Origin of the sequence: Nostoc sp. (assembly GCF_036916985.1) — a bacterium.
Lineage (GTDB): Bacteria > Cyanobacteriota > Cyanobacteriia > Cyanobacteriales > Nostocaceae > Nostoc.
The window spans coordinates 75612-101908 of sequence record NZ_JBALFD010000067.1; the positions used below are offsets into that span (position 1 = coordinate 75612).

Sequence of the window (26297 nt, forward strand, 5' to 3'; positions counted from 1 at the left end):
GAGGAAGCATAATGTGAAGAAGGAAGAAACTTTACAGACAGTTTTGCAAGATACTTTTGCACTTTATACTCAAGTTCTCGATCGGCATGAAGCAAAATTGCGATCGCAGGAAATCGGCATTGTGCAATCGATTGGTCAAGGAATTGCCAAAATCGCCGGTTTACCGAATGTGCAGTCAGAGGAAATTGTCTGTTTTACTGGCGGTAGTCTGGGGTTGGTGTTTAACCTCGATCCCGAAGAAGTTGGGGTAGTTTTGCTTGATTCTAGTGAGCAACTCCAATCAGGTACTCAAGTGCGGCGTACTGGCAAAGTACTTGATGTCCCTGTGGGTGACGCGCTGTTAGGAAGAGTGATCGATCCTCTTGGTCGCCCCCTTGATGGTAAAGGTGTGGTGCGAACTTCCCAACGCCGTCCCGCCGAACGCGATGCCCCTAGTATCATGGATCGTGCGCCTGTGAATGTGCCTTTGCAAACTGGAATTAAAGCGATTGATGCCCTGATTCCCATTGGACGGGGACAGAGAGAATTGATTTTAGGCGATCGCCAAACGGGTAAAAGCGGTCTTGCCCTCGATACGATCATCAATCAAAAAGGCAAAAATATTCTCTGTATCTATTGCGCGATCGGACAGCGTAGTGCTGCTGTTGCCAAGGTAATTGCCGACCTCAATGAGCATCAGGCGTTTGCCTACACAACCGTCGTTATGGCAGCAGCAGAAAAGCCACCGGGGTTACAATATATCGCTCCTTATGCTGCTACTGCGATGGCGGAATATTTTGCCGATCAAGGGCGCGATGTGCTTATTATTTACGATGACCTCACCAACCATGCCCGCACCTATCGAGAAATATCCCTCTTAATGCGCCGCCCACCTGGACGCGAAGCTTATCCAGGGGATATTTTTTATATTCACTCGCGCTTACTGGAACGCTCTACACATTTCAACGACAAACGAGGTGGTGGTTCCTTAACTGCGCTGCCAATTATTGAAACAGAAGCACAAAACATTGCTGCGTATATCCCGACTAATCTAATTTCGATTACCGATGGACAGATTTATCTTTCACCAATCCTCTTTCAAAAGGGAGTATTACCTGCGATCGATATCGGAAAGTCGGTTTCGCGGGTGGGTGGTAAAACCCAACTTCCTGCTTATCGCACTGTTTCAGGAGATTTACGTCTTTCCTATTCTCAATTTGAAGAATTAGAGGCTTTCTCTCGCTTTGGTACACGTTTAGAAGAATCGACTCGCCTCACTTTAGAACGCGGACGACGGGTACGTGAGATTCTCAAACAAAAGCAATATGCGCCAATGCCGGCTGCTGTGCAAATAGCTGTAATGCTCTCGGTGACGGCAGGCTTGCTCGATTCTGTCCCCATAACTAAAATTGCCATTGCAGAGCTTGCGATCGCCCAAGCCATATCCACCGAGTTAGCCGATCTTTGCCTGCAAATCGAAAGTGGAGCCGCATTGAAGGATGCCGATCGCGATGCCTTACTAAAGGTTGCCACAACTGCGATCTGCACTTCGCAGCAGCGCTTCGCTATCGCTACAGTTGTGAAGGATACAAAAGATCCCAAGGATGCGAAGGATACAACAGATCCCAAGGATGCGAAGGATACAACAGATCCCAAGGATGCGAAGGATACAACAGATCCCAAGGATGCGAAGGAGTAGCCATGTCATCCATTGAGCTTTTGCAACGCCAAATCCACACTGCCCAAGACCTGCAAGCCGTGGTGAAAATGATGAAAGTACTAGCGGCCTTAAACATCCACCAATACCAACAGGCGGTTGCCTCCCTCGCTGAGTATAACCGCACAATCGAAATGGGTTTGCACGTAGTATTGAAGGCAGCACATACACATGATGCTTCCCTCCAACATGATAACGGCGATGGCTTCAAAACTTACTCACAATCCCTTTCGACTGACCTTGGTCGTTGCGGCGTAATTATCTTTGGCTCTGAACAAGGGATGTGCGGTCAATTCAACGAACAGATTAGCCACTATGCGATCGCGGAATTAGAGAAGTTGAAGCTCTCACCCGAACATCTGGCGATTTTTGCCGTCGGATCGAGATTGATTTCCCATTTAGAAAGCGCAGGCTATGGAATTGAGCAAACTTTCGCCATGCCAGGTTCGCTAGCTGGGATCACATCAATGGTTCAAGAAATCTTGCCGCACATTGCCAGATGGCGCGATCGCGAACAAATTGGCCAAATTACATTATTTTACAACCACTTACATTCCAATACATTATGGGAGCCATATAAGCTGCAACTATTGCCACTTGATGGCGAATGGCTACAACATATCGAAAGCCAAGAATGGCGATCGCGGACTCTACCAACTTTTACGATGCCGAGCGATGTTTTGGTTGCGTCTTTATTACGACAATATTTTTTTATCTTGCTCTATCGGGCTTTTGGTGAGTCCCTCGCAGGTGAAAATGCTAGCCGTCTCGCTTCTATGCAAGTTGCCGAGAAAAACATTGAGGAGCGGCTGACAGAATTTACTGGTCAATTTCAGCAAAAACGCCAAACTGCAATTACAGATGAATTACTAGAAATTATTTCCGCCTTTGAGTTAAGCCATTAATAATTCGTAATTCGTAATTACGAATTCGATTTAGCGAAAATTGCAGTTCTATCCTTTTGGCAGAGGCTAGCGTCAAGAGAAAACCCTAAGAGGATCAATTTTTCAAGACAGACCTCAAGCATAATGCAATATGGTTCAGTTAAGGCTAAAATCCTTTTTTTAACGAACCGCAAAGGAAGAGAAGCTTAACTGAACTGTATTGAAGCATAATGAGCGAAACTTATCTGCAAGAGGTTGCGCCAACGACAAGCTCAGTGACCACGTGTATAAGTCGGGGACTCTGATCCGTTTTTTTAAGTTGAGCGGAGTCGAAACTTTAATTACGAATTACGAATTATATGGAACCAGATATTAAATCATCTTCCCAATCAAATCATTCCCAAGAGCAAAATCTTGGTTCTATCCTCTCCGTGCGGAGCAGCATTATCGATATCCATTTTCCCAAACGCTTGCCATATATAAATAGCCAGTTACAAACAGGGAAAGGAGGTAATCTGTCCATCGCGGTGGTTTCACATCTGGGCGCTCAGGTGGTGCGAGGTGTAGCACTTGCCCCAACCGCAGGTTTGACACGCGGTGAGATTGTGATTGATACTCAGCACCCGTTACAAGTTCCAGTGGGCGATCGCCTTTTAGGGAGAATGTTAAACCTATTTGGCGAAGCGATCGATGAGAAAGAGGCGATCGCAGGTGGCGAATGGCGATCAATTCATGCCACGCCAATTGCGATGTCAGAACGAGTTACCAAAGCCGAAATCCTCAAAACTGGGATCAAAGCCATCGATCTACTCACACCTTTAGAGCGAGGCGGTAAAACAGGTTTGCTTGGCGGTGCAGGCGTTGGCAAAACGGTGCTAATTACAGAAATGATCCACAATATGGTTAAGCAGCACCAAGGTGTAAGTTTATTTTGTGGGATTGGTGAACGCTGTCGAGAAGGTCTTGATCTATATCAAGAAATGGCAGCAACAGGGGTTCTCCCAAATGCAGTCTTAGTCTTCGGACAGATGAATGAACCACCGGGAGTCAGATTTTGGGTAGGACACGCGGCGCTAACAATGGCAGAATATTTTCGCGATCGCTCCCAAAAAGATGTATTGCTTTTAATCGATAATATCTTTCGCTTTATCCAAGCAGGTTCAGAAGTATCGGGACTGATGGGGATAATACCTTCGCGGGTGGGTTATGAACCAACCCTCGCCACTGAACTCGCTCAACTAGAGGAGCGGATCTGCAATACATCAGCAGGGGCGATTACTTCCATTCAAGCGGTTTATGTACCTGCGGATGATTTCACCGATCCCTCTGCTGTCGCGGTGTTTTCCCATCTGTCAGCCGCAATTGTGTTGTCACGTAAACGGGCGAGTGAAGGGCTTTATCCCGCCGTGGATTTGATGGAATCGAATTCCAAAATGCTGATGCCTCATATTGTTGGCGATCGCCATTATCAGATCGCTCAAGCAGTCCGCAAAACCATCAGCACCTATGAAGAACTAAAAGATATCATTGCCATGTTGGGCTTAGAAGAATTATCGCCAGGCGATCGCCAAGTGGTATCCCAGGCGCGACGTTTAGAACGTTTTCTCACTCAACCCTTCTTTTCCACCGCCCAGTTTACAGGTTTGACAGGGAAATTAGTCGAATTAGACGATGCTCTAGAAGGATGTGAACGCATTCTCAATGATGAGTTTGCTGATACACCAGAGCGATCGCTCTACATGATTGGCTCAATTGATGAAGTCGTACAAGCTCCAAAAGAGGGCAAAAAATCATGACCGAGCCATCCTCAGAAATGCGACTCAAAGTTGTCTTACCAACTAAAATTCTGATGGAAACAGCCGCAATCAAAGTGATTGCAGAAGCGGAGAATGGGATATTTTGCTTGCTACCTCACCATATAGATTTTGTGGCGACGCTGATACCAAGTTTGTTATCCTTCGTCTCACCCCAAGGACAAGAACAATTCCTCGCCATCGATCAAGGAATTTTGATCAAGCATGGGGATGAGATAACAGTTGCTACCCAAAATGCAGTTCCAGGTGGCGATTTGGAAATATTGAGAAAAACTGTTGAGGAGGAGTTTCACTTAATCGATGAACGCGAAAAAACAGCACGTTCCGTTTTAGAAAACCTAGAGATCAACACAATTCGGCACTTTATCGAGTTAGGTGAATATGTATGAAAACCCCACCCTCTCGTTCCCAAAAGCATCTTAACGCCAAAGCGATCGCTAATCAAGCACGCCGCAAACTTTATGCTCGCCAAGCGAAACCTTATGGTGGCGTTTTGTTTGGCTTAGGTTTTGTTGGTTTGGTCGGTTGGTCAGTGGTCGTACCAACTTTATTAGGAATGGCACTAGGCATCTGGATCGATTTCCAATTTCCCAGTCGCTTCTCATGGACATTGGCACTGATGCTGGCAGGTTTAAGCATTGGTTGTCTGATTGCTTGGGAATGGGTATCGCAGGAGCAACAACGCATGGCAAGAGATCAACCACCCGATGATTCTCCCAACCAGGAAGAAAGAGACTGAATCGAATGGCACGCTTGATCAGGCAAGAAGCAGAAAGAAATAAAAGCCCCAACAGCTTGCAGCACAAGCTTTGAGAACATAAATAATTGATGGATAAATTCCCTGTAGAGACGGCGATTTATCGCGTCTCTCTAACCTTCAAAATGAATTTGGTAACGATTTATATCGTAATGAATCAATTCACTCAAGAAATCAAGCCATAGCCCCTCAGAGTAGTTAATGAGGAGCAACAATATTGCCTGATTGACTAACTTCCTCCAAAAAGAGCGCAATTAATCGATGAGTATCAGCAATGAACTTGTCAGGGTGTCAAGCAGGCAGGAAATTCCAGTTCAACCGCTTTAATTGTAGCTACTCTCAACTTATCGAAAGGAACATCTAATGAAACGCATAATCGCTATCCTGATTCTTGCTCTTCCCCTTGGAGTCTTGGCAAAATCTGCCTCAGCCGCACAGTTCAATAATGATGGGCAGAATTCAACTCGTCCTGGTGTCGTCGAGGCGGGCCGGGTTGCACCAGATCGATTGGCTCAAAACCAGCGCGAACAAACTCGGCGCAATACTACAAGCCGTGTTCGTTATCGCCGGGTCTGGGTGGCAGGACATTACCAACCGACCTCTCGCGGTCATCGGCGATGGGTGCCAGGACACTGGGTAAACCGTCGCGTTTAGCATCATGTGCTTGAAAGATTGGATTGGGCGATCGCTTAACAAACCGCCCTAACCAGCTTTCAGGAGGACAACAACAGCGAGTAGCGTAGGTGTAGCCCGCCGCAGGCATCGCTCGTATTGTAATCAATCAATTCATCCATTCACTCAAACGGTAGTCGCCCAGAGTAGTAAATGAGCAGAGTTGTTTATAAGTTAATAACTGGTCTAACAAGACCAAGGAGAAATTAATGGAAACGCAGATGTCCCGGATTCATCAAACCACTTACAACGCTATTTTTCAGCACCCGGTAGCGCGAAACCTTCAGTGGCACGATGTCCGATCGATGCTAAATGCACTGACCGACGAGACTCAGGAACATAACGGCAATCTGAGATTTACGCGGAATGGTGAGACGCTGACAGTTCACCCCTCAAAGCACAAAGATTTATCTGATATCCATGAATTAATGCAGATTCGCCACTTTCTTGAGCGCTCTACTGTGCCCGCCCAGCCAATCATTGCCGAGGGTGTCCACCTACTGGTCGTTATCGATCACCGTGAGGCGCGTATCTATAAAACTGAACTGCACGGCTCAGTACCAGAAAGGATCGTTCCTTATGACCCGGACGGCTCTCATCGGCATCTGCACAATGTGGATGACGATGCCAACGGTCAGCGCCAGCCGGAACTAAAACCTTTCTATGAGGCAATAGCGCGATGTCTACGACGGGCTACGCCTACGCTAAGTGGCGCAAAGAAGATTCTGATCTTTGGCAGTTCAACCGGATCGAGCAGCGCGATGGATTATTTGCTGGCGGATCTCAAAGAACATCATCCAGATATCGCCCAGCGAGTTATCGGTACAGTCGTCGTCAATGAACAACACATGAGCGAAGACCAGTTACTAGCACAGGCGCGGACGTTCTACGCGACAACCGAGCGATAATATCTACTTTAGGTAGGCGATCGCTTTCCCATTTACGCCAAGTTTATTCGCAAAATCAGTAAATGCAGTAGCAGCGATCGCAGGTATCGTAAACTAAAAATTAGTAGTTTATCAGGTAAAATGCAGATACAGTAAAAAGTCATTTTTCCTTTAAACAATTACAATCTAAAGAGAGTATGAGTGAATTAGTTGTAGTCAACTTCGATGACAAATATAAAGCAGATGAAGTACTTTTAGAAATACTCAAACTTGAGCAAGAAAACTTAGCAGATTTGAAAGATGCAGTTGTGATTACCAAAAATGCAGATGGTAAGATTAGGGTTAAACCATATCACGATTTGGTTGAACCTGGAGACCTGAGCAATGAACTCTGGGGTGGCATCATTAGCGCAGTTTTCTTTCATCGCACTCTTACTATTAAAGAGGGCACATTTGATAGTAGTTTTTTAACCGAAGTTGAAGAATCTTTAAAACCAAATTCTTCATCATTATTTGTTCTAATTTACTCCGCTAATCTAGAGGAAATAATTGCAGAATTTAATCGTTTTGGAGGAAAGCTAATTAGAACGAGTTTTTCTCAAGACAAAATTTAGAACTTGCAAAAAAGTCTTAGTCTTGCTTAGAGGTTGTTTGAAAAGTTGACAGCTGATTAAAAAAAGCTCTCAGGGTATAACCTGTAGATATAAAGTTGTGTTACAGAACAAATCTGTAGTAGCGAGGGAGAATTATATTATCGTCCATTCTGATTGAAGTATCACTTATCAATTTGGAGATAGATCAATGAATAAAAATCCTCATGAAGAGAGCAATTCTGAGCGGAGGCAAGAACTTCGGAATGATGAAGAATCTTTCCGACTTCAACAGGAAGAGAGACGGCTGGAAACTAGCAAACGCAGTGCTACCTTTACCTGGATTATCAATAGTATTTACTTTCTAGTTGGAACGCTGGAAATTCTACTGATGTTACGCTTTTTATTGCGTTTTTTCGGAGCCAATACAAAAAATGCCTTTGCTCAGTTTATTTACAATCTTTCTGATCCATTCATTAGGCCTTTTTCCACCTTATTTATCAGTCCCGTTTTTGGTGGCGGAGTAAACATTTTTGATGTCAATGTCCTAATTGCAATCATCGTGTATTCTCTCTTAGGCTGGCTCGGTGTATGGGTAGTTAGATTTATCTATGCTGGACAGAGAACAGTATAAAAAACGAGATGATTTAATGACTGTGATGTTAAATATCTTCATTTTGAACCTATTTAGAACAGAATATAGGAGCGTAATGGAGTCATGGAAGAAAAATCGATCACAACTCTACCAGCTAATTCACTCTCTCTAGATCATCGGGGAGTTGAAACTCTTTCTGTGCTAGATATGGGTTTCCTGATAGTAGTCAGCGCTATGATTATTTCGGCGATAGGGAAGCGCTGCCGCCAGAGGCAGATCGCTACTTTAATTTATGCCTTCATTCCTAAGCGGGTGCAGCAGTATTTATTTAGCCTCAAATTGTCTCACAAAGCCAAGTGTCTTCACTGTCAATATTTTAGCCATAATTCATATCTCAAATGCACTGTGCATCCATCAACAGTGCTAACCGATCAAGCCATTAATTGTTTAGATTACAGTCCACATAATCAGGTGAAACTAGTTGAAGAAGATTAGAGAAGACTGTTGAAGATAATTCCCTCTGCCTCTTCGGTCAAGTATTGCCTAATCTAACTGGCGAGATTGGAAAATAACATTAGGAGTCTTAGCGGGAGATTATTTAGGAGATGGATTGCATGAAGGAGCGATCGCATCTGCCTTTCAAATTGCTGAACTCATCGGTTCACCTTTAGCACTCTCCAAATTACTAATTCATAATTCGTAAATCCTAACTACCTAACATGATACTGACTACTGCGATCGCACCAAAAACCCTGACAGCAGACGAACTCCATAAGATTCATGCCTACTGGTGTGCTGCAAACTACCTTTCAGTGGGACAGATTTACCTTCTGGATAATCCCCTGCTGCGTGAACCGTTAAAACTAGAAGACATCAAACCTCGGCTGCTTGGACATTGGGGTACAACTCCAGGTCTTAACTTTATTTACGCTCATCTTAACCGTGCGATCAAAATACACGATCTGAATGTCATCTATGTTGGAGGGCCAGGTCATAGAGACCCAGGTATCGTTGCCAACACTTATCTAGAGGGGACTTACAGCGAGTTTTATCCCAACATCTCCCAGGATGTTGAGGGTATGAAGCAGCTTTTCAAACAGTTCTCGTTTCCTGGTGGGATTCCGAGCCATGTTGCTCCTGAAACTCGCGGTTCCATCCATGAAGGAGGAGAATTAGGCTACTCGCTGCTTCATGCCCACGGTGCTGTTTTTGACAATCCTGACCTATTTGTTTGCTGTGTAATTGGAGATGGCGAAGCTGAAACAGGCGCTTTGGCAACCAGTTGGCATTCAAACAAGTTTCTCAATCCCTTTTGTGATGGTGTTGTTCTGCCCATCTTGCATTTGAATAGCTATAAGATTGCAAATCCAACAGTATTAGCCAGAATTAGTGAAGAAGAACTGAAAAGCCTATTGATTGGCTACGGTTACAAGCCTTATTTCGTTGAGGGAGACGACCCGGAAATTCTGCACCAACAAATGGCAGAAACTTTAGATGCGATCGTGTATGAGATTAAAGCCATTCAATATGATGCCCGGATAAATGGCTTCTCTAAGCGTCCTCAATATCCGATGATTGTCCTGAAAACTCCTAAAGGTTGGACAGGCCCTAAAGTTGTCGATGCTATCCCCGTTGAAGGGACGTTTCGCTCTGATCAGGTTCCCTTGGCAGAACTAGCAACCGAGCCTGAATACATCAAACTGCTAGAAGAGTGGATGAAGAGTTACAAGCCAGAAGAACTGTTTGATGAAAACGGGAGATTGATCGAAGAGTTGGCAGAATTAGCTCCGAAAGGCGATCGCCGTATGGGTGTAAATCCTCATGCAAACGGCGGGTTATTGCTCAAAGATTTGAAGTTACCAAACTTTTACGATAGACCACTAGCTGGCATCGTTGGCTCAACAAATAATTACGAATTGCAAATTGTTAATACATTCTTTTGAGGGTTATTTGGAGATTTGGCGAATTGCTGCAACTGCACAGGGAGTTGTGAATATTCCTAAACCCAGGATTATCGACTGAAATTCTTGTGAAAAATACAGCAATCCACCGAAAATGACCATCATAATTAAAAACCTGGCAGCTTCAAATCATAAATAATACGTCAAGAGAATTCATAATTGATAATGACGCTCTCTATGAGACACTGCGCGAATGCTATCCAGCGTCAGAACGAGGAGCATCACGAATTATTTGGTTACTTGTTAACTAAGGGACTTCCAGTTAAAAAAATATCACATCCCTGCGGGACGCTCAGCGAACATAGGGGCGCAAGTCGTTGCGCCCCTAAAAATCTAGAAATAATTTGGGATAATTTCTTTTTTGCAAGTCCCTAAAGTAACGTGAGTTCGATGAACCTCTCCCTCCCAACCTCCCTCTCCGAAACGGAGGAGCAACGAAAAATTAAGCTTTTTGCTCCCCTCTCCGTGTCGGAGAGGGGCTGGGGGAGAGGTCAAATAAGACTTGTCGAACTCACGTTAAAGTAGTTGGCAGAATTTCAGAGCATAACGTGCAGAAGTTAGGTGATCGTTGTGTATACTGCCATCAGGCATTTTTGTCTGTCTCATGTTAGCCCCATTTATTTTTGCTCCTCTCAGGTTTACCCAATTTAGATTAGCATTGCTTAAATCTGAGTCGCTCAAGTCTGAGTTTGCCAAATTTGCTCCAGTAAAATCTGCTTCTCTCAAATTTGCTTTAATTAGGCTTATTCCTTTTAAATCTGCCTGCCTAAAATTCCTTTTTCCGGCGGCATATTCTTTCAAAATTTCATTGGCATTCATATTGTTTGCCTCACAAAGTACAGCATTTTCGCTGTTTTTATACTTTCATCATAACAGCTATATTTTCCTAAAAAAGTATCATATAGAATCTCATTCTTTTGATATAGTAAAACTTTCAATATTTGCTTTTTCAAAAAAGTAATTTAGCTCTGAAAATTTTATGCGTTTTTATATTTTAATCAAACAAATAACCCTATAAATCAAACAACACTATGTCATGGTGTAGATAATAAACCTTTTACAAAAGTGCTTTTTACCCTCTTGTGGTAAAAAGTTAATCGTTTTCAGCCGTCTCTCGCAGGCGATCGCTTTCACCTTTAAGAATCTTTTTACCACGTTGAATTAACGTGAGTTCGATAAACCTCTCCCTGCCTTGAACTTTAGTTCAAGTCTGTCCCTCTCCGATTCGGAGAGGGACGGTTTTGCATAGTAAAACCTTCTTAGAGGTCTTTTTTACGGCTAATTAGATGGACACTATTATGATTCGTCGAACTCACGTTGAATTATCACCACGCGAATATCTGTAATGTCTCCACTGAGGGTGGTGTAAGCTGTTGTGATTATAGTTTGCACATTGAGGCGGCAGGGGAGCAGGGTGCAAGGGAGAGGAGTTACAGGTTTTGCCTAATCATGCTAGTGATGAAATTTGTAGGCGCAACAGCTTACCAACTTGGTAACAAATCCCCCAAGGTTGCTGCTAAAACGTCAAGGCAAGTACACCTTCAAACGGATTTACCACCACGAGAATTTCAGATAGGAGATACAACAGACCTAGAATCAGCTTCCCGATAACTCTACCTACCTGTACCTCTTGATTGAAAGGCATAAACAATTTGAGTAATTCCAGCAAAGATGAATATCCAACCAAACATTAAGGTTGAAGCAACACTAGCAAAGAAAGGAAATGCAATCGCAATGATACCCAACACAATCATGAGAATAGCGATGCCTACGGCTACCAAGGGTATCGCGGTTGTCCATCCAGAACTAACAACCTGACAATTCAGGTCATGTGGAAAAGCTAACGATTGACCTAACCCCCTAGCCCCCTTCCCGAAACGGGAAGGGGGAAAATTCAAAGTCTCTCTCCTACAAGGAGAGAGATTTAGAGAGAGGTTTTCCAGATACCGTGAAAAGTCAGAACTAACAACTTGCTCATCAATTTTAGGCTCAATAACTCTCATGTTCATCTCCTTTTAAATTTATATAAAACATTTGATGGATCAATGTTGTACAAATTGTGGTATAGATTTAGGATTTGTGATATCAATCGAGCCTTGGCTTAACCCAACCAGTTGAGCGACTCGAAAGGCAGAAGTTATAGCTCCTTCATGCAAGCCATCACCAAGATAGGCTCCTGTATGGTAGGTATTGTTTTCGCCATTAGTAGCAACTACTTCATCTCGGTATTGAAAAGATTTAGTGGTATATAACGGGGTGTGATGTTCCTGAATGTGAATAATGCGATCGCTAGCAACCAACTCTTCTAGTTGGAACGATAAAAAATAATTTGGTGGCGATGAGATGTCACAAATCTGATTCAGGCAACTGTTATAACCCCATCGGCTTTTTGCCTGAAAAAAATCAAATTCTGAGGGTTGTTTAATGCCATAGCGGGCGTATATGGAACTATCTGTATGAAGTAAGGTAGTCGCATAATTGGCTTTCCAAGCAGAAAACCGTTTGATTTCAGCATCAGTTGCATCTGCTAACAGCGCCATCACTTGGTCGGGTGGCGTAGCAAACACGACTTTATCAAACTCCTGAATTTCACCTGTCGATCGCACAATTTTTATAGCATCCGAACTTCTGGAAATCCGGTCAATCTCTACATTCAGCAAAACCTCACCCTGGAATCGCGCCAGAATTTTTTCAATGTAAGAATACACACCGCCTTTAATCCTGAGCCAGTTGACTGCAACATCGTTGCGTAAGACAGGCATTGCCAATTCTGCCGGAAAATCATCAATCAGTTCCAACGGCATTGAATAGCTATACATAACTAGCAATTTTAGCCAAGTATTGCGAGTACAGGCACGTTTCAAGTATTGCGACAAAGGCTGATTATAGAAATCTTGCAGGTGAGCAAATTGTATTCTTAGCCATAATCCAGCAGAACGGGCATAGAGGGTATCGAGGCGTAAATATTCGAGCAGGCGGCGAATACCTGTGAAGTTCTTCTGGATCGTGACTCCCGATAGATAGTGGCTGCCATTTCTGAAAAACATCGCTGAACCCATATTCACAGGTTCTAGTTCCACCCCTAACTCTTCCATGAGAGCGATGAAGTTGTGAAACACAGTCGGAAATTCGAGTACTCCATTTTCTAAAATTTCATTACAATCAGATTGGTTCGGCTGAACGTTCTTGTTCAGTGTCCGAATATGTCCACCTAAAGTAGATTGCCGTTCAAACACAGTGACATGATGCCCTTGTTTATCGAGCAGGTAAGCTGTCACCATGCCACTGGCTCCCCCCCCAACGATCGCGATTCTCATGATTGACCTCTCAATTAATAGATAAAGTGCGACGCCGAATAGCCCGTCGTAGATATTGCCTGTTTAGCTGTTGCCTAAAATCACGTCACCGAATTTTAGATTTTAAATTTTGGATTTTGGATTGAATAAGAGTAATCCAAAATTCAAAAAGGTCTGAGCGTGAGAGCGTCTCCAACAGTTAGTTGCCCACGAATTTAAACAATCTAAAATCTAAAATCCAAAATCCAAAATTGAGTCACCTGATAACCTTTGATACAGCAGTGCGCCTGTCCAAAAAGTGGCAGCAAAGCCCGGATAGCCAGATGAGGCATTGCAGAAATAGAAATGGTTGAGTGAGGTTTCGTGATTCAGTCGCCCCATACCCATATTGCGCGGTGTCAGACTGGAGCCGTAGGAATTCCCATTGGGACACCAGCAAAAACGCTCATTGGTAGTAGGGCTACCTGTGATGTGGAAGACCATATATTTTCTAAAGTTCGGTACATAGTGTTCTTCCACAACATCGAGGATGGAATCTAAGATTTCTTGTTTTTTCTGGTTGTAAGCTTTGCGGTCATTATCTCGTAATCCCTGGAAGTATTTATAATTGGCAACGGTGAGGAATTCAACAATTTGGCAGTCTTCTGGACAATCTCGACTCGCTTTAGTCAATAAAGTGGGCGTTGTGATGGCAAAACTAGGATTAGAAAAGTCATTGCGATCGTACATCTGCGCGAAGGCTTCATTTAGATCGTGATGCCCTGTATGAAAGAGATTCCACTTACCAAATCCATACTCTCGGAGGTCGATATCTTTGACGACGCAATAAGCCATGTAGTTAGATGCCGAATATTCATAGTTGAGTTTTCGACGCACACTTTTAGAAAACTGCGATTCCCCGATCATCTTGGCGGCTTTTTTGGGGTCAATATTGCAAATTACGGTGTCGCTTGTAAATTCATGGGTTTGATGGGTGGTGAGATCCATCGCCTGAACTCCCGTAACCGTTCTGTCTGTGACTCTAAAATTTGTAACTTCATGGTTGAGCAATACCTGTCCTCCGTATGATTCGATGACATTGACCAACGAATTAATCACATGCTCAAAATGCTGGGTAGGGTAAAATGCGCCTGCTTGATAACCTCGGAACAATATCACCCAAGCATAGAAGGAGAGTTGATTGGGAGGCAGCAAAAAATCAGGCCATTGCAGGGCTAATAGGGTTTGAGCGGCTTGGGGTAGCTGAAACTTGTCAAAGACATCCTGAAGTGTGCTGTTGAGATACTGGAGGGTAGAAAATATCTCATTTGGATGTTTTAGCAGTTCAATTGGCTTGATCGGTGGAGAGAGTCTTTTCAAGCCTGCACCAGTCTTTTCCACTTCGTTGACGAATTGGCAAATGCGATCGCCATGAGCCGGAAACAGATCAGACAATCGCTGGATCAATTCTTCTGGCTCCGAGGGAATATCCAAACTATGCCCTGGCATTCGCATGTGATCAAAGCCTTCCGAGTCATAACGTTCAAAAGTTACTTCTTGCTCTAACCCTAGTTTTTTGAGTACCCGATTGACGGTTTGTCCTTCACCGCAGTCCCAGACGTAGTGAAATTGAGCGTTAAACGTATATTTTTTAGCCATCGTAAACGTATGCCCAAAACCTCCGGGATGTTCATGGGCTTCGAGAATTTGCACAGTCTTGCCAGAGTTTGCCATCAAAGCGCCAAAGACTAATGCTGATAAACCACTACCGACAATCAGGTAATCTGGTTTCATAAAAGAGTTCCTCGAACAATAAAAATCTGAGTTCTGTCCCGTTGAAACACCCGTTAGTCAAAAGAGGCAGGGGAGCAGGGAGCAGGGGGAAAGACTGATACGGAGAATACTTACCTAAACGCTTTGACTAAAGCCTTAAACTCGACTTGCAGTGACTTGTCATGAGGGGAGATAGGTGGGATTTGGCGATCAATACTAAGGAATTGATAGACTGCCATCTGAGCAGCTCGCACCGAATACTCAACTGTAAAGACGACATCATCAGGAATTTCCACAAACTGGCTGATAAAAGCGAGGTTCTTTGAGCTACGAGGGATCGGCAACGGTCGATCGCTACGTAAACGAGGCATAAACATACTTGTGATGTACGGCATTCGGCAAGGAATACAGTTTGCCGATTCCACAGTGTCCAAATCGAATCTTAAATGACCGCAGAGTTCTCGCAGAATTTCTTCACCGTTACAGTCGCTCATTGGCTTGGGAACGAAGTTACCGATGCGATCGCCAAAAAGGGCATATCCCCAGAAAACTTGTACATCAGCAGGCTGATTTATAAAATGGGGTTGATAGGCGAGGACGATAGACATCAACCAATTTGAGTCTTTAAACGTGATTAGTCCACCAGTCCCCGCTTGATTGCCACTAAATTTGGCGATTTTATCGAAGAATGCGGGGTTTTTTAGTGTCACCGTGAAAGACTCCCAGAGAGACTCGGCAATGCTGCTATTAAAAACAGCCGGATTCCCAAAATCTGGGCTTTCTGCTGCCAGCTTTTCCCACAGAGTCCAACTGGTGCAGTCCTTTTTAGTCAACTTCTTGGGCGCACTTGTCATCGACCCCAAACTTGAGGCATCGGTCATCGAGCCATTTTGCAGAAAAACCAAGTCGGTATCTTTAACTGCGATGGTTTTGCTTTCACCACTCTGTTGATAATGAATGCCTGTCACTACCAACTTCCCCTCTACGGTGGCGCGATCAATATCCGTCACCTTGCAATCAACGAGGAAATGGACATTTTGGGCAGCAAGCCAACTCTGTAAGGGCAGAATCAATGAATCGTACTGATTGTAGATGGTGCGTTTAACCCCTGCAAGGGTTTCAATCCGAGAGAATTCCAGCATGAAGCGATGCAAGTAACGCTTGAATTCAACAGCACTATGCCACGGCTGGAAGGCGAACGTAGTAACCCACATATACCAAAATTCAGTCTCGAAGAATTCAGGGGAAAGCCAATCTGTGATACAACTAGCACCTAACTCAGTTTCACCAGCTTGGGTAAGCTTCAGTAACTCTTGACGATTTTGCATAGAAAAGCCCATCGAACTCACAGGGACTTTCGCCCGTCGGCTGTCAACGAGACGCGCCATAGAATTTGACTTGTGCTGCTCATTGAACTCCATCGTTTCGTCAAATACTGTTTTACCCGGCGAACTCAGGGAGGGGATGGACTTGAAAAGATCCCAAGTACATTCGTAATTGTCGGTCGTTAACATCCTTCCCCCGCGCAGGGAATAGCCATCTGTAGGGTTCCCGGCTCCATCCATACTTCCGCCCAGGAGGGGTTTTGCTTCTAGGATAAAAATATTTCCGCCAGGAAGTCCGCCGTCGCGAATCATGAAGGCGGCGGCTGCCAAAGAGCCGATACCACCACCTAACAAATAGGCATTAGATTCTTTACCCATATCAACTAAGTCCCTGGAAAGCTTGGTTTAATTGTGTTTTACGTCTTTTGTGAACCTAAATCTAAAGTTGAATGGCACTAAGAAAAGCTCGAAAGCTTGTGTAGCCTCGTTCCCAGCCTCTAGGCTGGGAACCAGTTAGGGCAAGGGCTGTGTCTTAACTTAGTGCCATTCATCTAAAGTTCTTGACGTGTGGGACGAATGATGATTTCATTCACATCAACATCATTGGGCTGCTCAATGGCGTAGGCGATCGCCCTAGCAATGGCATCTGCATTAATGGCGATCGCATAAAGTTGATCAATTCCTGCTGCTGTGTCTTTATCGGTAATGGTGGTAGTCAACTCAGTAGCAACTGCTCCTGGTGATATATTAGTCGAACGGATTTCGCCGTTTGACTCTAGTCGCAGCCCTTCAGAGATCGCTCGCACTGCGTACTTAGTAGCACAATAGACTGCTGACCCCGGAAACACCTTATGTCCGGCCACGGACGATAGGTTAATGATGTGACCAGACTTTTGCTGACGCATAATTGGCAACACGGCAGCAATCCCATAAAGAACGCCCTTGATGTTGACATCGATCATCCGATCCCACTCCTCCACCTTTACTTGGTCGAGGGGAGAGAGGGGCATCAAGCCGGCATTATTAATTAGCACGTCGATCCGGCTGTATGTACTCAAAGTTTCCTTCGCCAAGGCTTCCACTTCTGAGCGATCTGTTACATCTGTTACTTGGTAGGTTGCAGTTCCTCCTGATTTAGCGATCGCTGCAACCAAATCTTTGAGCCGATCTTCGCGGCGGGCGGCTAGCATTAGTTTGGCTCCACTAGCAGCAAGTCGCTTCGCAGTCGCCTCACCTAAACCACTGCTGGCTCCGGTGATGATGACCACTTTATTTTGAATAAGAGACATATTGATTAATGTGGGTTATGAAATATTGGGTGCTATTTCAGCTGAACTCAGTATTATGCAACCATATCAACTAGCTTGTAGCTTAATCAACGTTTTTCTCCCCGCAGCGTCAGTAATCCAAATCGCTATCATCACACCGTTAGAGTTCTGTCCTGTTAAAACTTCAGTTGGTGAATCGATGGTGTGACCGTATGTGATTTCATCTTTACCGACTTCGATCGCCAAATTATCACCCTTTCCGGGGCGATCGTAAATTATCGCCATCAAAGGTGCGTTCTGAATCAGTTCTTCGTCACCAAGTTCTGAATCGATGATTTCGATTGAAATATTCCGTCCACGATTACCACTTGAAAACAGATCAAAAAATTCACCCCATTGCTCACGCGGCACAGATTTGTTTATGTCAATTTTACTTACCATGATGATTCCTTTAAATATCTCCAGAAGTTAAATATGCGTTATCCAGAAACCTTGTTTTGACGTAGCAGTGCTACGTCAAAACAATTCTTTGTCACCAGATGTCTAATATTGGCAGGTTAAGAGTTCAAAGCCTTAGACAGGGATCGATATGCTCATTCCATGACTGATTCTGTCTAGCGTCTGCCTCGCCTGAGTGACATCCTCGTTGCTGCCTGTCACAAGGATTATGAACTCACCTGCTTGGATTTGAGTTTCGTACTTCAGTATCTCGTGCTTGGGGATTCCTAAGCCTCCTAAAGCACCCGCCAGTCCTCCGACAGCAGCAGCACCAGCAGCGCCAACAAGGGTTCCTTCTAACCAACCCGCCAATACTCCCGCAATGGGGCCAGCAATGATGATCGGAGCTATTCCGGGAATAAACAACACTCCAGCGCCAGCTAAAATGCCAAATAAGCCTCCGACAAAGCTACCCCAATAACCACCTCCTGCGGCTCCAGCTTTGGCCGTATCTTTCCAGGTGAGAAATCCCCGCACATGTTCAGTGGTTTGGTAGTCTTTGCCAATGATCGAGAGCTTTTGCAGATCGAAGCCTGATTTTTGCAGCTCCAATACAACCCTTTCTGCTTCTGCATGGGAGGGAAAATGAGCAACAACCGTATGTGTATATGTCATGAGTTTGTCTCCTTATACATGTCAAGCGAATTACGAATTAGTTCTTTGTAGTTACTGCTGCGGCTTCGGCATCTAGTCTGGCGGCGATCGCTTCTAAGGTTGCTTTTTCTGCCTCTTCGAGCGTTGCGATCGCTAAGAAGGTCGCCGTAGCTGCATGGTTTTCAGCTTTATCTGCCCGATGTTCGAGTTTTTTTGCTTTGCGACCCGTTTTCCATTCCTCGACATGAGACTTCACTTCAGATTCTTTTTCCTCGAATTGAGTTTTGAGCTTTGCCCGATACTCATCGAATTCTTGTTTTTTAGCGTCTAGCTTTGCTTTTGCTTCATCAATTTGAGATTCAATCTCAGTTTGAGTTTTTTTCGGCGCAGACTGAATACTTTCTCTCAGCGATTTTACCCGTTCTTCAACCGCTTCTAAATTGTCATGAAGATTTTTGGTGAAGTTATCAATTGCAGTACTCATGATAATTGCTCTAGTATGTTGAATTTCTGAAATTTGGCTTTGTTATGTTTCAAGTTGAGATTTAATCTCATATTGAGTTTTTTGGCCACACACTTAATAGTTACAAACTCTGACAAATTTAACCTCTACCTTTTGAACGTTTTAGTAGAAGTTATACAATTCACACACTATTTAAAACCTTGTTAAAACATAATTGCTCTTATAAAACAGGAGTCAGAATTCAGAATTAAGAAAACTCTATCCCTTTATGGATAGAGTTTTCAGGCGAGAATATTTTAATTTTTTTCGCCCACCAGGGGCGTTAGCGGGACGTACCTCTGCGGGGATCTTGCTACGCGGTAGCGTCTCTAAGAGTTGTACAGTTTTAACCAATATTCATTACCCACTCGTACAGAATTCATACTGAATTCTGACCGGAGGCGGAGCGTCTCCAGCTCCGCTCTTGAGTTCTGAATTCTTATTATAAACTATTCCTCTTTACCTCTATCAGCAGGACTTTCACTGCTATATTTAGGCAATAGCATCACAGTTTTTTGTCGCAATTATCAACTGCAAATATAGCAAATATTTACTTAATTTTCTATAAATATCTTCAAACTTAATCATTGTAAAGTAGTAATCTAATCCATGATTTATTTCCAATAAATACTTATTGGTTTTGCAAATTGCTCTGACTTAAACTGATAAATTCAGTCGGATAGATTCTGGTGAACGAATACTCTCGAATTTTTTAACTTTCCTATATAAGCTAAATGTGCTTTATTTACTTGATATCAACCGTACCATTGCCGAGTGAATCGCAGTTAACCGCCGAACAATCTGATCAATCTCCAAATCTAATATGCTGTAATCAATGACTGCCTGACGAATCGGTGTATGTGCTAGATTCACAGCTAACTCTTCTATCCGAGCTGTACGGAGTGCTTGCAGGTGCGGTTGGATTTTTTGCAACGTTTCTTCCAAGTCAGGTAAGGGCGGTGGGGGAATTTCCTGCTGTATTGAATCAGCTAACTGCTCTAACATTATCGAAACTTGGCGAACAAAGGTTTCTAATTCTGGGAGTGGTACTGTTGCTCGAAAATGTTCAAGATGTACTGCCAAAACTGTCACAGCGTTAGTAAAACGTCCCATGTACAGCAGCAGCGTCATTACTGGTTCTACTAATTCTTTGTGCATTTTCGGTTCGCGCAGCAATCCTTGAAAGGAGGCTTGAGCATTGCCAATTGCCAGTCCAGTTTGTCGCCGTTGACTGATAATGGTAGAGTCACGCTCCTTTGTACCCTGGTAAACAGCCATCACATCGCTAAAGTATTTGTGACATTCTCGTAGCGCCGTGGCGAGTTGACTGGGTAAGCGATCGCGTTCCCAGTTTGGCCAGATAAAATAATGACTTGCAAAAGCCAGTCCCGCCCCAATTAATGTATTTAATACCCGAAAGCCTGCAAATTGCCAACTAATGGGATGACCAATATCGATAATCAGTAAGACAAATATTGACAAGAAAACTACTGAATACCCATAGTTGAAACGGATCAGGGAAATGCCAAAAAATACTGTCAGCAGAATGATTATGTCTAATACAACCTTACTGGTGATAGTTGCAAGTATGACAGCAGCTAAGACAGCTCCCAAGATAGTGCCGCCAACTCGCTGAAAAAACCTCTGGAAAGTTGCACCCAAGTTTGGTTTGAGGACTAGCATGATTGTCAGTGTTACCCAATACCCCATTGGTAAATTGGTAACGCTGTATAATATTACGCCTACAGATAGACTCACACCAATGCGGAGAGCATGACGAAAGATTGCTGAGTCTAAGGTGAGGTTTTCTTTGAGTAAACTTAAGAGTGATCGCTGTTCCTCTTCAACTAAAAGAAGTCTATCTACATCTCTGCGACTAATTTTTCTGCGATCTTCCAGAGATTTAGCTGTCTGAGCCGTATATTGCAATTGCTTGATCAGCTTTTCGATCGTTAGCACCAGGTTAGTGAGAGCAACGAGATTTGTGTAGTCTGTCTCACTCCCCGCAATTGCTTTTCTTTGCAGACTTTCTTGTTCCTTCAGCGCCTCATAGATGCGCTGAAGATTTCCGAGATCGATGCTAGCAGACTTGCGAGATATGACTTTCGCTATGGCTTTAAGAATAACTGATATTTCTTGGAGTGCATCGTCTACTAATTGCTGGACTGCGTGATATCGCTGATTTTGGAAGTGAGTTTCTAGTAACTCTGTTAACGCAATTACTGAACCAAGCAAGCGATCGCCATCTTGAATTAGCACCAAAAACTGCTCATTTATCCAACACCGAGCCGGCTCTCCAATCCGTAATGTACCTAAGGTAGTGCGTGCTGTCTCTAATGCCTTTCTAATTTCGAGAATACTTTCAGGTGTTGCTACTTTATCTACAAATTTTTGATCTACAAATTTTTGAACGTAGTTAGCAATCGCATTTAAGCAATCAGCTAAAGCTACCCGTAGTGGATCGTAAGGTCTAAACGGCCACATTACTAAGGAAAGTAGCATCGCCCATCCACCTGCAATTAGACATAATAGCGATCGCATCAGTGCAGTTTCTAAGTCTCCTGGTTGTGCGATCGTGGTAATAAATGATATCCCTACCACCAGACCGACATTTGCACCAGCATTACCATACAGCGACGCAAAACCTGAAGCAAGTCCCCAAATAAACGTCAGCACCACAGCGAGTACTGGAACTTTAGCGACTAGAGTCCCCACAAATACTGAAACAGCTATTCCCACAGTCGCCTGTGCCATCGCCTTAGCTTTGATTTGGTAAGGGCCACCAACATTTGCTAAGTTAACAAAGTAAGCCATTAAACCAACCAATAATCCGCTTTCCCTTTGGTTGATCAGTTGCCCAATTAGCATGGGAACCCCCAACCCTAACACAGCTCGTAAGCCATTGGATATTGCTGGTTTTCCTGGCTCTGACTGAATCAGAAACTTGAGGAAATTACTTTGATTCAACTGCATTGTTTTTGTTAATAAAACAAAATTTTTATCTGAATTTTCTTAATATTCTGATATATTCAGATTTATTCTAATTCATCGTGTGCAAGTAAAAGCTTTTTCAAAAACTGAATATTAGGATGCACATTTAGTCATTTTATAATTCATCCTTAATTATTCGTTAATAGATGTAAGTTTTACCGAAGGCAACAGTACAATTGCTGCCATTGGCGTATAAAAAATATTGTATTGATGTAAATATAGCAGTCTTAAATCATTCGTGAAAACTTAAAACCTCGTTTCTAGCCTCCGGCTGGAAATTCAACTCAAAAGCGGCTCTGTCGCCAGTAAGAGAGGCGGAGCCTCAACGACGGGCATTCCCAGTCGGAGATTGGGAACGAGACAATCCATCTTGTGGGATGGGTGTCCCCACCTGCCTCCTCTGCTTGCCTCAACAGATAAATTTGTTAACCGAACCGTATTGCCACCCGCCCCAGATTTAGGGCGCTCATGTTGCCCACCCCACAAGAAAATTTGGGATGTTTTTTTATTTGGAAGTTCCTAAGAAGCAGCACCTAATGCCTGCAAAGTTGCTAATTGAGCTTCTGTTAACCCTTGAATTTTTTCAAGCTTCATACCTTCGTAGGGACGAGGCGCTCTCCAAGTTTGCTGACATTTACCAGTTTGCAAATCCCAGACTTTGAGAGTTTCGTCTAAGCTACCACTAAAAGCAATCAGTCTGGCAGAAGTTGCATCTCCAATTGGGACAGAAGCTACCACTAAACTATAAATAAGCTCTGAGTGACCGACAAAAGTTTCATAGCATTCTCCTGTAGAGATATGCCAAAGCTTCAGATTGCGATCTAAACTACCACTCACAATAAACTGAGCATCTGGACTAAACTGTGCCACCATCACCGGGCCTTCGTGTCCTGTAAAAGTTTGCAAACATTCTCCTGTGGAAACTAACCACAGTTTTAGGGTTTGGTCAAAGCTTGTACTTAGTAACCACTCTCCGTTAGGGTTAAAGGTAACTGACCATACACTGTTGGTATGTCCTGTTAAAGTTTGGCTGCATTCGCCAGTATTAACATCCCACAGCTTAATTATCCCGTCAAACTCGCTACTAGCAAGCTGTTGACTATCTGGACTAAAGGCAACTGAAACAACTGAACTGGTATGTCCTTTGAAGGTTTTCAGACATTCACCTGTGCTAATATCCCAAAGTTTCACGGTTTGGTCATAGCTGCTACTGGCTAATTGTTTGCCATCTGGACTAAAAACTACTGTCCAAACCCAACTAGTATGACCATGCAAAGTTTGTAAACAGGTTCCTAACTTCCAGTCCCATAATTTGATGCTATGGTCTGCACTACCACTGGCGAGTAAAGGATACTGGCTATTAGGTTGAAACGCTACTGACCATACGCGGTTAGTATGTTCCCGTAATGTTTGCACTAAAGTACCATTTTCGATGTCCCATAGCTTAATTGTCTGGTCTTCGTGTCCACTTGCCAGATAGTTGCCATCTGGATTCAAAGCCAGGGACAATACACTATTGGTATGTCCTTTGAATGTTTTTGTGCAGCGTCCTATTTGAATATTCCATAGTTTGGTAGCGTGGTCATCGCCACCACTGACCAATCGTTGCTCGTTGGGATGATAAGCAACTGTCCAAACGCGGCTGTTATGACCGAGAAAAGTTTTCAGACAATTTCCGGTGACGACATCCCATAATTTTACTGTGCGGTCAAAACTGCTGCTGGCTAACTGTTGACCCTTGCGACTAAATGCGATCGCTGTGACTGTTTGTCGATGTCCGCGTAAGGTTTGAAGACATCTTTGGGTTTTAACATCCCAAAGTTTGATGGTGTTGTCATAGCTACTGCTTGCAAGCAATTCACCATTTGGACTAAATGCCACCGATCGCACCCAGCGATCGTGTGCTTGCCAAACACAAAGATTCGTGCCAGTAGTTATATCCCACAGACGAATTGTACAATCTTCTCCACAACTGGCCAGAATTTGACCATAAGGATGAAAAGCGATCGCCCAAACTCGACCTGCATGACCAACTAAAGTCTGAACTTCTGGGTTAAACTTTTCTGATCCAACCTGCCACAAACGAATAGTTAAATCTTGACCGCAACTCGCCAGGATATTACCATCAGGACTAAAAGCAACGGCATTAACTGAGTATGTATGTCCTTTGTATGTGTGTAGACATTGCCCAGTTTCCACATCCCATAACTTCACGAGATAATCATCAGCAGCGCTGGCCAGATACCGTCCGTCTGGACTAAAAGTTACAGCCCATGTCCAATGTTGGTGTCCCCGACAACGAATTAGTTGTTTGCCTGTGCTACTATCCCAAATTTGAATTTCACCTTTGGTATCGCCGGTAGCTAAATACTCTCCATCTGGACTAAAAGCAGCACTGAGTACACCGCCAAAAGTTTCTGCGAAGACGGTTTCGCTAATATTAACGCCAGTGAAATTAGTGTTGTGCAATGTAGCGTTGGCTAAGTAAGCTTGGCGAATAGCTAGATGAGAAAAATCAAAGCCACTCAGATCGGTTTGCAATATTGAGAATAGATTTAGCAAATTGCCTCCTGCATAGCCTATTTGTACTGCTGTTTGGTGTCGCAATTTAGCTAAAATTTGGCAAAGGTGCTGCTCAAGTCGGGCTTGGGTGTCGAAGTGGGTTAAAAGTCTCTCTACTAAGGGGTGCAGAATAAATTGAATTTGGGCTTCGCGCACGTAATCTTGAGTTTGGGCTTCAATTAAGGCATGAGTTATGAATAACTTAAGTTCGCCTGTAATAATCTCCCGCTCAATAGTTTGGATAAATTGTTCTGTAACATATTCCATAATTACGGGTTGTTGCGTTAACCCAGTGGTTCTTGTTTCCACGAGAGAACGCCCCTTAAGTGATTCTAAGGCTTCCAAGAGTTCTCGCCAAAATACTTGCGGTAATAATTCGGTTTGTAACTTCGTTGGTGTTACCCCTTCTCGGTTAATCGCTAGCCAGTACATAATCTGCTGTTGCAGAGGCGATAAACGCTCTAACTGTTGCTTGAGTAAGTCCCACAAATCGCTAAAAAGGGTATTACCTTGTGCCAAGAATGCTTGTGTGTCACCGCAAAATATATCTTGAATAGCGGTTGCGGCAATTTTCAGGGCGAGTGGATTACCACCAAAATAATTGATCAACGTTTGATGTTTAGGTGTCTTATCTAACCCTTTGGCGGTCAGTATTTGCTGACCCTCTATTGCTGAAAGTCCTGACAAACAGAGCGATTGCACTGGTAAATTTTCACCTGATCGCACCGCAATTTTAGCCGGTTTTTCTCGTCCGGTGACTATCAAACAACTTTGGTGGAGTTCATCGCAGATTCGCTCAAATAGCTGTTGATATGCTTCAAACCCTTGTTGGTATTGTCCTCCCCGGTTGCCACTTTGTAAAATTGACTCGACATTATCAAGAACTAATAAACAACGCTTTTGCTGCAATTGTTCCATCAAAAGATTAATTGAACTATCGATTGTTGCCTCTGAACCCATTAAAATCGGCAAAATCTCACCCAGTAGAGTATTTAACGGTAGTGCTTGCTGTAAACTACGCCAAATCACATATTGAAACTGAGACTGGATTTGCTCTGCAAGCTTCACCGAGAGAGTAGTTTTGCCAATCCCACCGAGTCCAAAAATCCCAACAAAACGACAATGCTCCTTGCCAATCCATGTTGCTAAAGTTTGCAGTTCTGCTTGGCGGCCGTAAAATCGGGAAACATCGGTAGCTTCTCCCCAATCTTGGATACTGCTTTGGGATTGCTGATAGCGATGCAGAATAGCTTGGATATTTTTTTTAGAGACTTCTTCACCGATAACTTGGGAAAGCGATCGCCACAATTGCGAACCGACCTGTTTCACATAGTCGTAATCATAACCTATCTTATCCGCAATTTCCCCATAAGTGCGTCCGAGCCAACTTTCGAGAAAGACTACAGAGTGAACATCATTTAGCCCTTGATCCAACATAGTAGAGCGTAGAACAGCATCGACTATTTTGAGTGCCTCTTCTCCTGTCATAGCTCAACAAGACCCAGGTATCGTTTAAGTATTTAAACTTGTCTGTTCTTCGTGGAAAAATTATGGCGAAATTTACAACTCTTTACACAAGCAAGTTTACGTAAATTTACATTAGCTACTTACTTTTACTTACCTTTTCTCACCGACAGAGTGATCGCACTTGGG

The 26297-nt window shown here is 43.6% G+C and carries 23 protein-coding genes and 1 pseudogene; 12 read left to right on the forward strand and 12 right to left on the reverse strand.

The features are described 5' to 3' along the window. Positions 1-13: 13 nt before the first annotated feature. The 11 genes and pseudogenes from V7L07_RS22870 to V7L07_RS22920 form a co-directional block, all read left to right on the forward strand. Positions 14-1678: an alternate F1F0 ATPase, F1 subunit alpha gene (locus V7L07_RS22870; RefSeq protein WP_335061154.1), complete on the forward strand. Its 1665-nt coding sequence runs from the start codon at positions 14-16 to the stop codon at positions 1676-1678. A 2-nt stretch (positions 1679-1680) separates the two neighbouring features. Then, complete coding sequence (locus V7L07_RS22875; RefSeq protein ID WP_335061155.1) at positions 1681-2601, forward strand: F0F1 ATP synthase subunit gamma; 921 nt, start codon at positions 1681-1683, stop codon at positions 2599-2601. A 338-nt stretch (positions 2602-2939) separates the two neighbouring features. Then, positions 2940-4376: a F0F1 ATP synthase subunit beta gene (gene atpD, locus V7L07_RS22880; RefSeq protein WP_334715151.1), complete on the forward strand. Its 1437-nt coding sequence runs from the start codon at positions 2940-2942 to the stop codon at positions 4374-4376. Then, positions 4373-4783, forward strand: a complete 411-nt coding sequence (locus V7L07_RS22885; protein WP_335061156.1) for a F0F1 ATP synthase subunit epsilon — start codon at positions 4373-4375, stop codon at positions 4781-4783. Before atpD ends, V7L07_RS22885 begins: the two co-directional genes overlap by 4 nt. Beyond that, entirely contained in the window at positions 4780-5133 is a 354-nt protein-coding gene (locus V7L07_RS22890) for an AtpZ/AtpI family protein (protein ID WP_335061157.1), read from the forward strand. The genes V7L07_RS22885 and V7L07_RS22890 overlap by 4 nt, the downstream gene beginning before the upstream one ends. A gap of 381 nt (positions 5134-5514) precedes the next feature. Beyond that, positions 5515-5805 (forward strand): hypothetical protein, encoded by a 291-nt coding sequence (locus tag V7L07_RS22895; RefSeq protein WP_335061158.1) that lies wholly within the window; start codon positions 5515-5517, stop codon positions 5803-5805. Positions 5806-6032: 227 nt separating this feature from the next. After that, positions 6033-6731 (forward strand): hypothetical protein, encoded by a 699-nt coding sequence (locus V7L07_RS22900; RefSeq protein WP_335061159.1) that lies wholly within the window; start codon positions 6033-6035, stop codon positions 6729-6731. Positions 6732-6907: 176 nt separating this feature from the next. Continuing rightward, entirely contained in the window at positions 6908-7324 is a 417-nt protein-coding gene (locus V7L07_RS22905) for a DUF1269 domain-containing protein (protein WP_335061160.1), read from the forward strand. A 187-nt stretch (positions 7325-7511) separates the two neighbouring features. After that, entirely contained in the window at positions 7512-7934 is a 423-nt protein-coding gene (locus V7L07_RS22910; RefSeq protein ID WP_335061161.1) for a YggT family protein, read from the forward strand. Positions 7935-8018: 84 nt separating this feature from the next. After that, positions 8019-8390, forward strand: coding sequence for a hypothetical protein (locus V7L07_RS22915; RefSeq protein ID WP_335061162.1), 372 nt, complete (start codon positions 8019-8021; stop codon positions 8388-8390). 224 nt (positions 8391-8614) lie between these two features. Further along, positions 8615-9763 (forward strand): annotated as a pseudogene (locus V7L07_RS22920) (phosphoketolase); the annotation flags it as partial. Positions 9764-10372: 609 nt separating this feature from the next. Here the strand turns inward: V7L07_RS22920 and V7L07_RS22925 are convergent. Together V7L07_RS22925 and V7L07_RS22930 are read right to left on the reverse strand one after the other, a co-directional pair. Then, positions 10373-10675: a pentapeptide repeat-containing protein gene (locus tag V7L07_RS22925; RefSeq protein WP_335061163.1), complete on the reverse strand. Its 303-nt coding sequence runs from the start codon at positions 10673-10675 to the stop codon at positions 10373-10375. Positions 10676-10885: 210 nt separating this feature from the next. Beyond that, positions 10886-11011, reverse strand: a complete 126-nt coding sequence (locus tag V7L07_RS22930) for a hypothetical protein (protein ID WP_335061164.1) — start codon at positions 11009-11011, stop codon at positions 10886-10888. A gap of 303 nt (positions 11012-11314) precedes the next feature. Between V7L07_RS22930 and V7L07_RS22935 the strand changes: the two genes are divergently transcribed. After that, on the forward strand, positions 11315-11467 hold the full coding sequence (locus V7L07_RS22935) for a hypothetical protein (protein WP_335061165.1): 153 nt from the start codon (positions 11315-11317) through the stop codon (positions 11465-11467). A 2-nt stretch (positions 11468-11469) separates the two neighbouring features. On the opposite strand, the gene V7L07_RS22940 is transcribed toward V7L07_RS22935, so the two are convergent. The 10 genes from V7L07_RS22940 to V7L07_RS22985 all read right to left on the reverse strand — a co-directional run bounded on the left by V7L07_RS22940 (position 11470) and on the right by V7L07_RS22985 (position 26132). Then, positions 11470-11859, reverse strand: a complete 390-nt coding sequence (locus V7L07_RS22940) for an HdeD family acid-resistance protein (protein ID WP_335061166.1) — start codon at positions 11857-11859, stop codon at positions 11470-11472. 39 nt (positions 11860-11898) lie between these two features. Continuing rightward, positions 11899-13173: an FAD-dependent oxidoreductase gene (locus V7L07_RS22945; RefSeq protein WP_335061167.1), complete on the reverse strand. Its 1275-nt coding sequence runs from the start codon at positions 13171-13173 to the stop codon at positions 11899-11901. 210 nt (positions 13174-13383) lie between these two features. Then, the gene (locus V7L07_RS22950) at positions 13384-14925 is read right to left on the reverse strand and encodes a phytoene desaturase family protein (RefSeq protein ID WP_335061168.1); all 1542 of its coding nucleotides are present in this window, start codon (positions 14923-14925) and stop codon (positions 13384-13386) included. Positions 14926-15035: 110 nt separating this feature from the next. Continuing rightward, entirely contained in the window at positions 15036-16607 is a 1572-nt protein-coding gene (locus V7L07_RS22955) for an oleate hydratase (protein WP_335061169.1), read from the reverse strand. 173 nt (positions 16608-16780) lie between these two features. Next, positions 16781-17518: an SDR family oxidoreductase gene (locus tag V7L07_RS22960; RefSeq protein ID WP_335061170.1), complete on the reverse strand. Its 738-nt coding sequence runs from the start codon at positions 17516-17518 to the stop codon at positions 16781-16783. Between the two features lie 66 nt (positions 17519-17584). Beyond that, positions 17585-17938 carry a DUF5335 family protein gene (locus V7L07_RS22965; RefSeq protein WP_335061171.1) on the reverse strand — a complete coding sequence of 118 codons (354 nt, stop codon included), beginning with the start codon at positions 17936-17938 and terminating at the stop codon, positions 17585-17587. Between the two features lie 132 nt (positions 17939-18070). After that, positions 18071-18610 carry a general stress protein gene (locus V7L07_RS22970; RefSeq protein WP_335061172.1) on the reverse strand — a complete coding sequence of 180 codons (540 nt, stop codon included), beginning with the start codon at positions 18608-18610 and terminating at the stop codon, positions 18071-18073. 37 nt (positions 18611-18647) lie between these two features. Next, positions 18648-19073 (reverse strand): hypothetical protein, encoded by a 426-nt coding sequence (locus V7L07_RS22975; protein ID WP_335061173.1) that lies wholly within the window; start codon positions 19071-19073, stop codon positions 18648-18650. 759 nt (positions 19074-19832) lie between these two features. Beyond that, the gene (locus V7L07_RS22980) at positions 19833-22064 is read right to left on the reverse strand and encodes an FUSC family protein (RefSeq protein WP_335061174.1); all 2232 of its coding nucleotides are present in this window, start codon (positions 22062-22064) and stop codon (positions 19833-19835) included. A 537-nt stretch (positions 22065-22601) separates the two neighbouring features. Next, positions 22602-26132: an NB-ARC domain-containing protein gene (locus V7L07_RS22985; protein ID WP_335061175.1), complete on the reverse strand. Its 3531-nt coding sequence runs from the start codon at positions 26130-26132 to the stop codon at positions 22602-22604. Between the last annotated feature and the right edge of the window lie 165 nt (positions 26133-26297).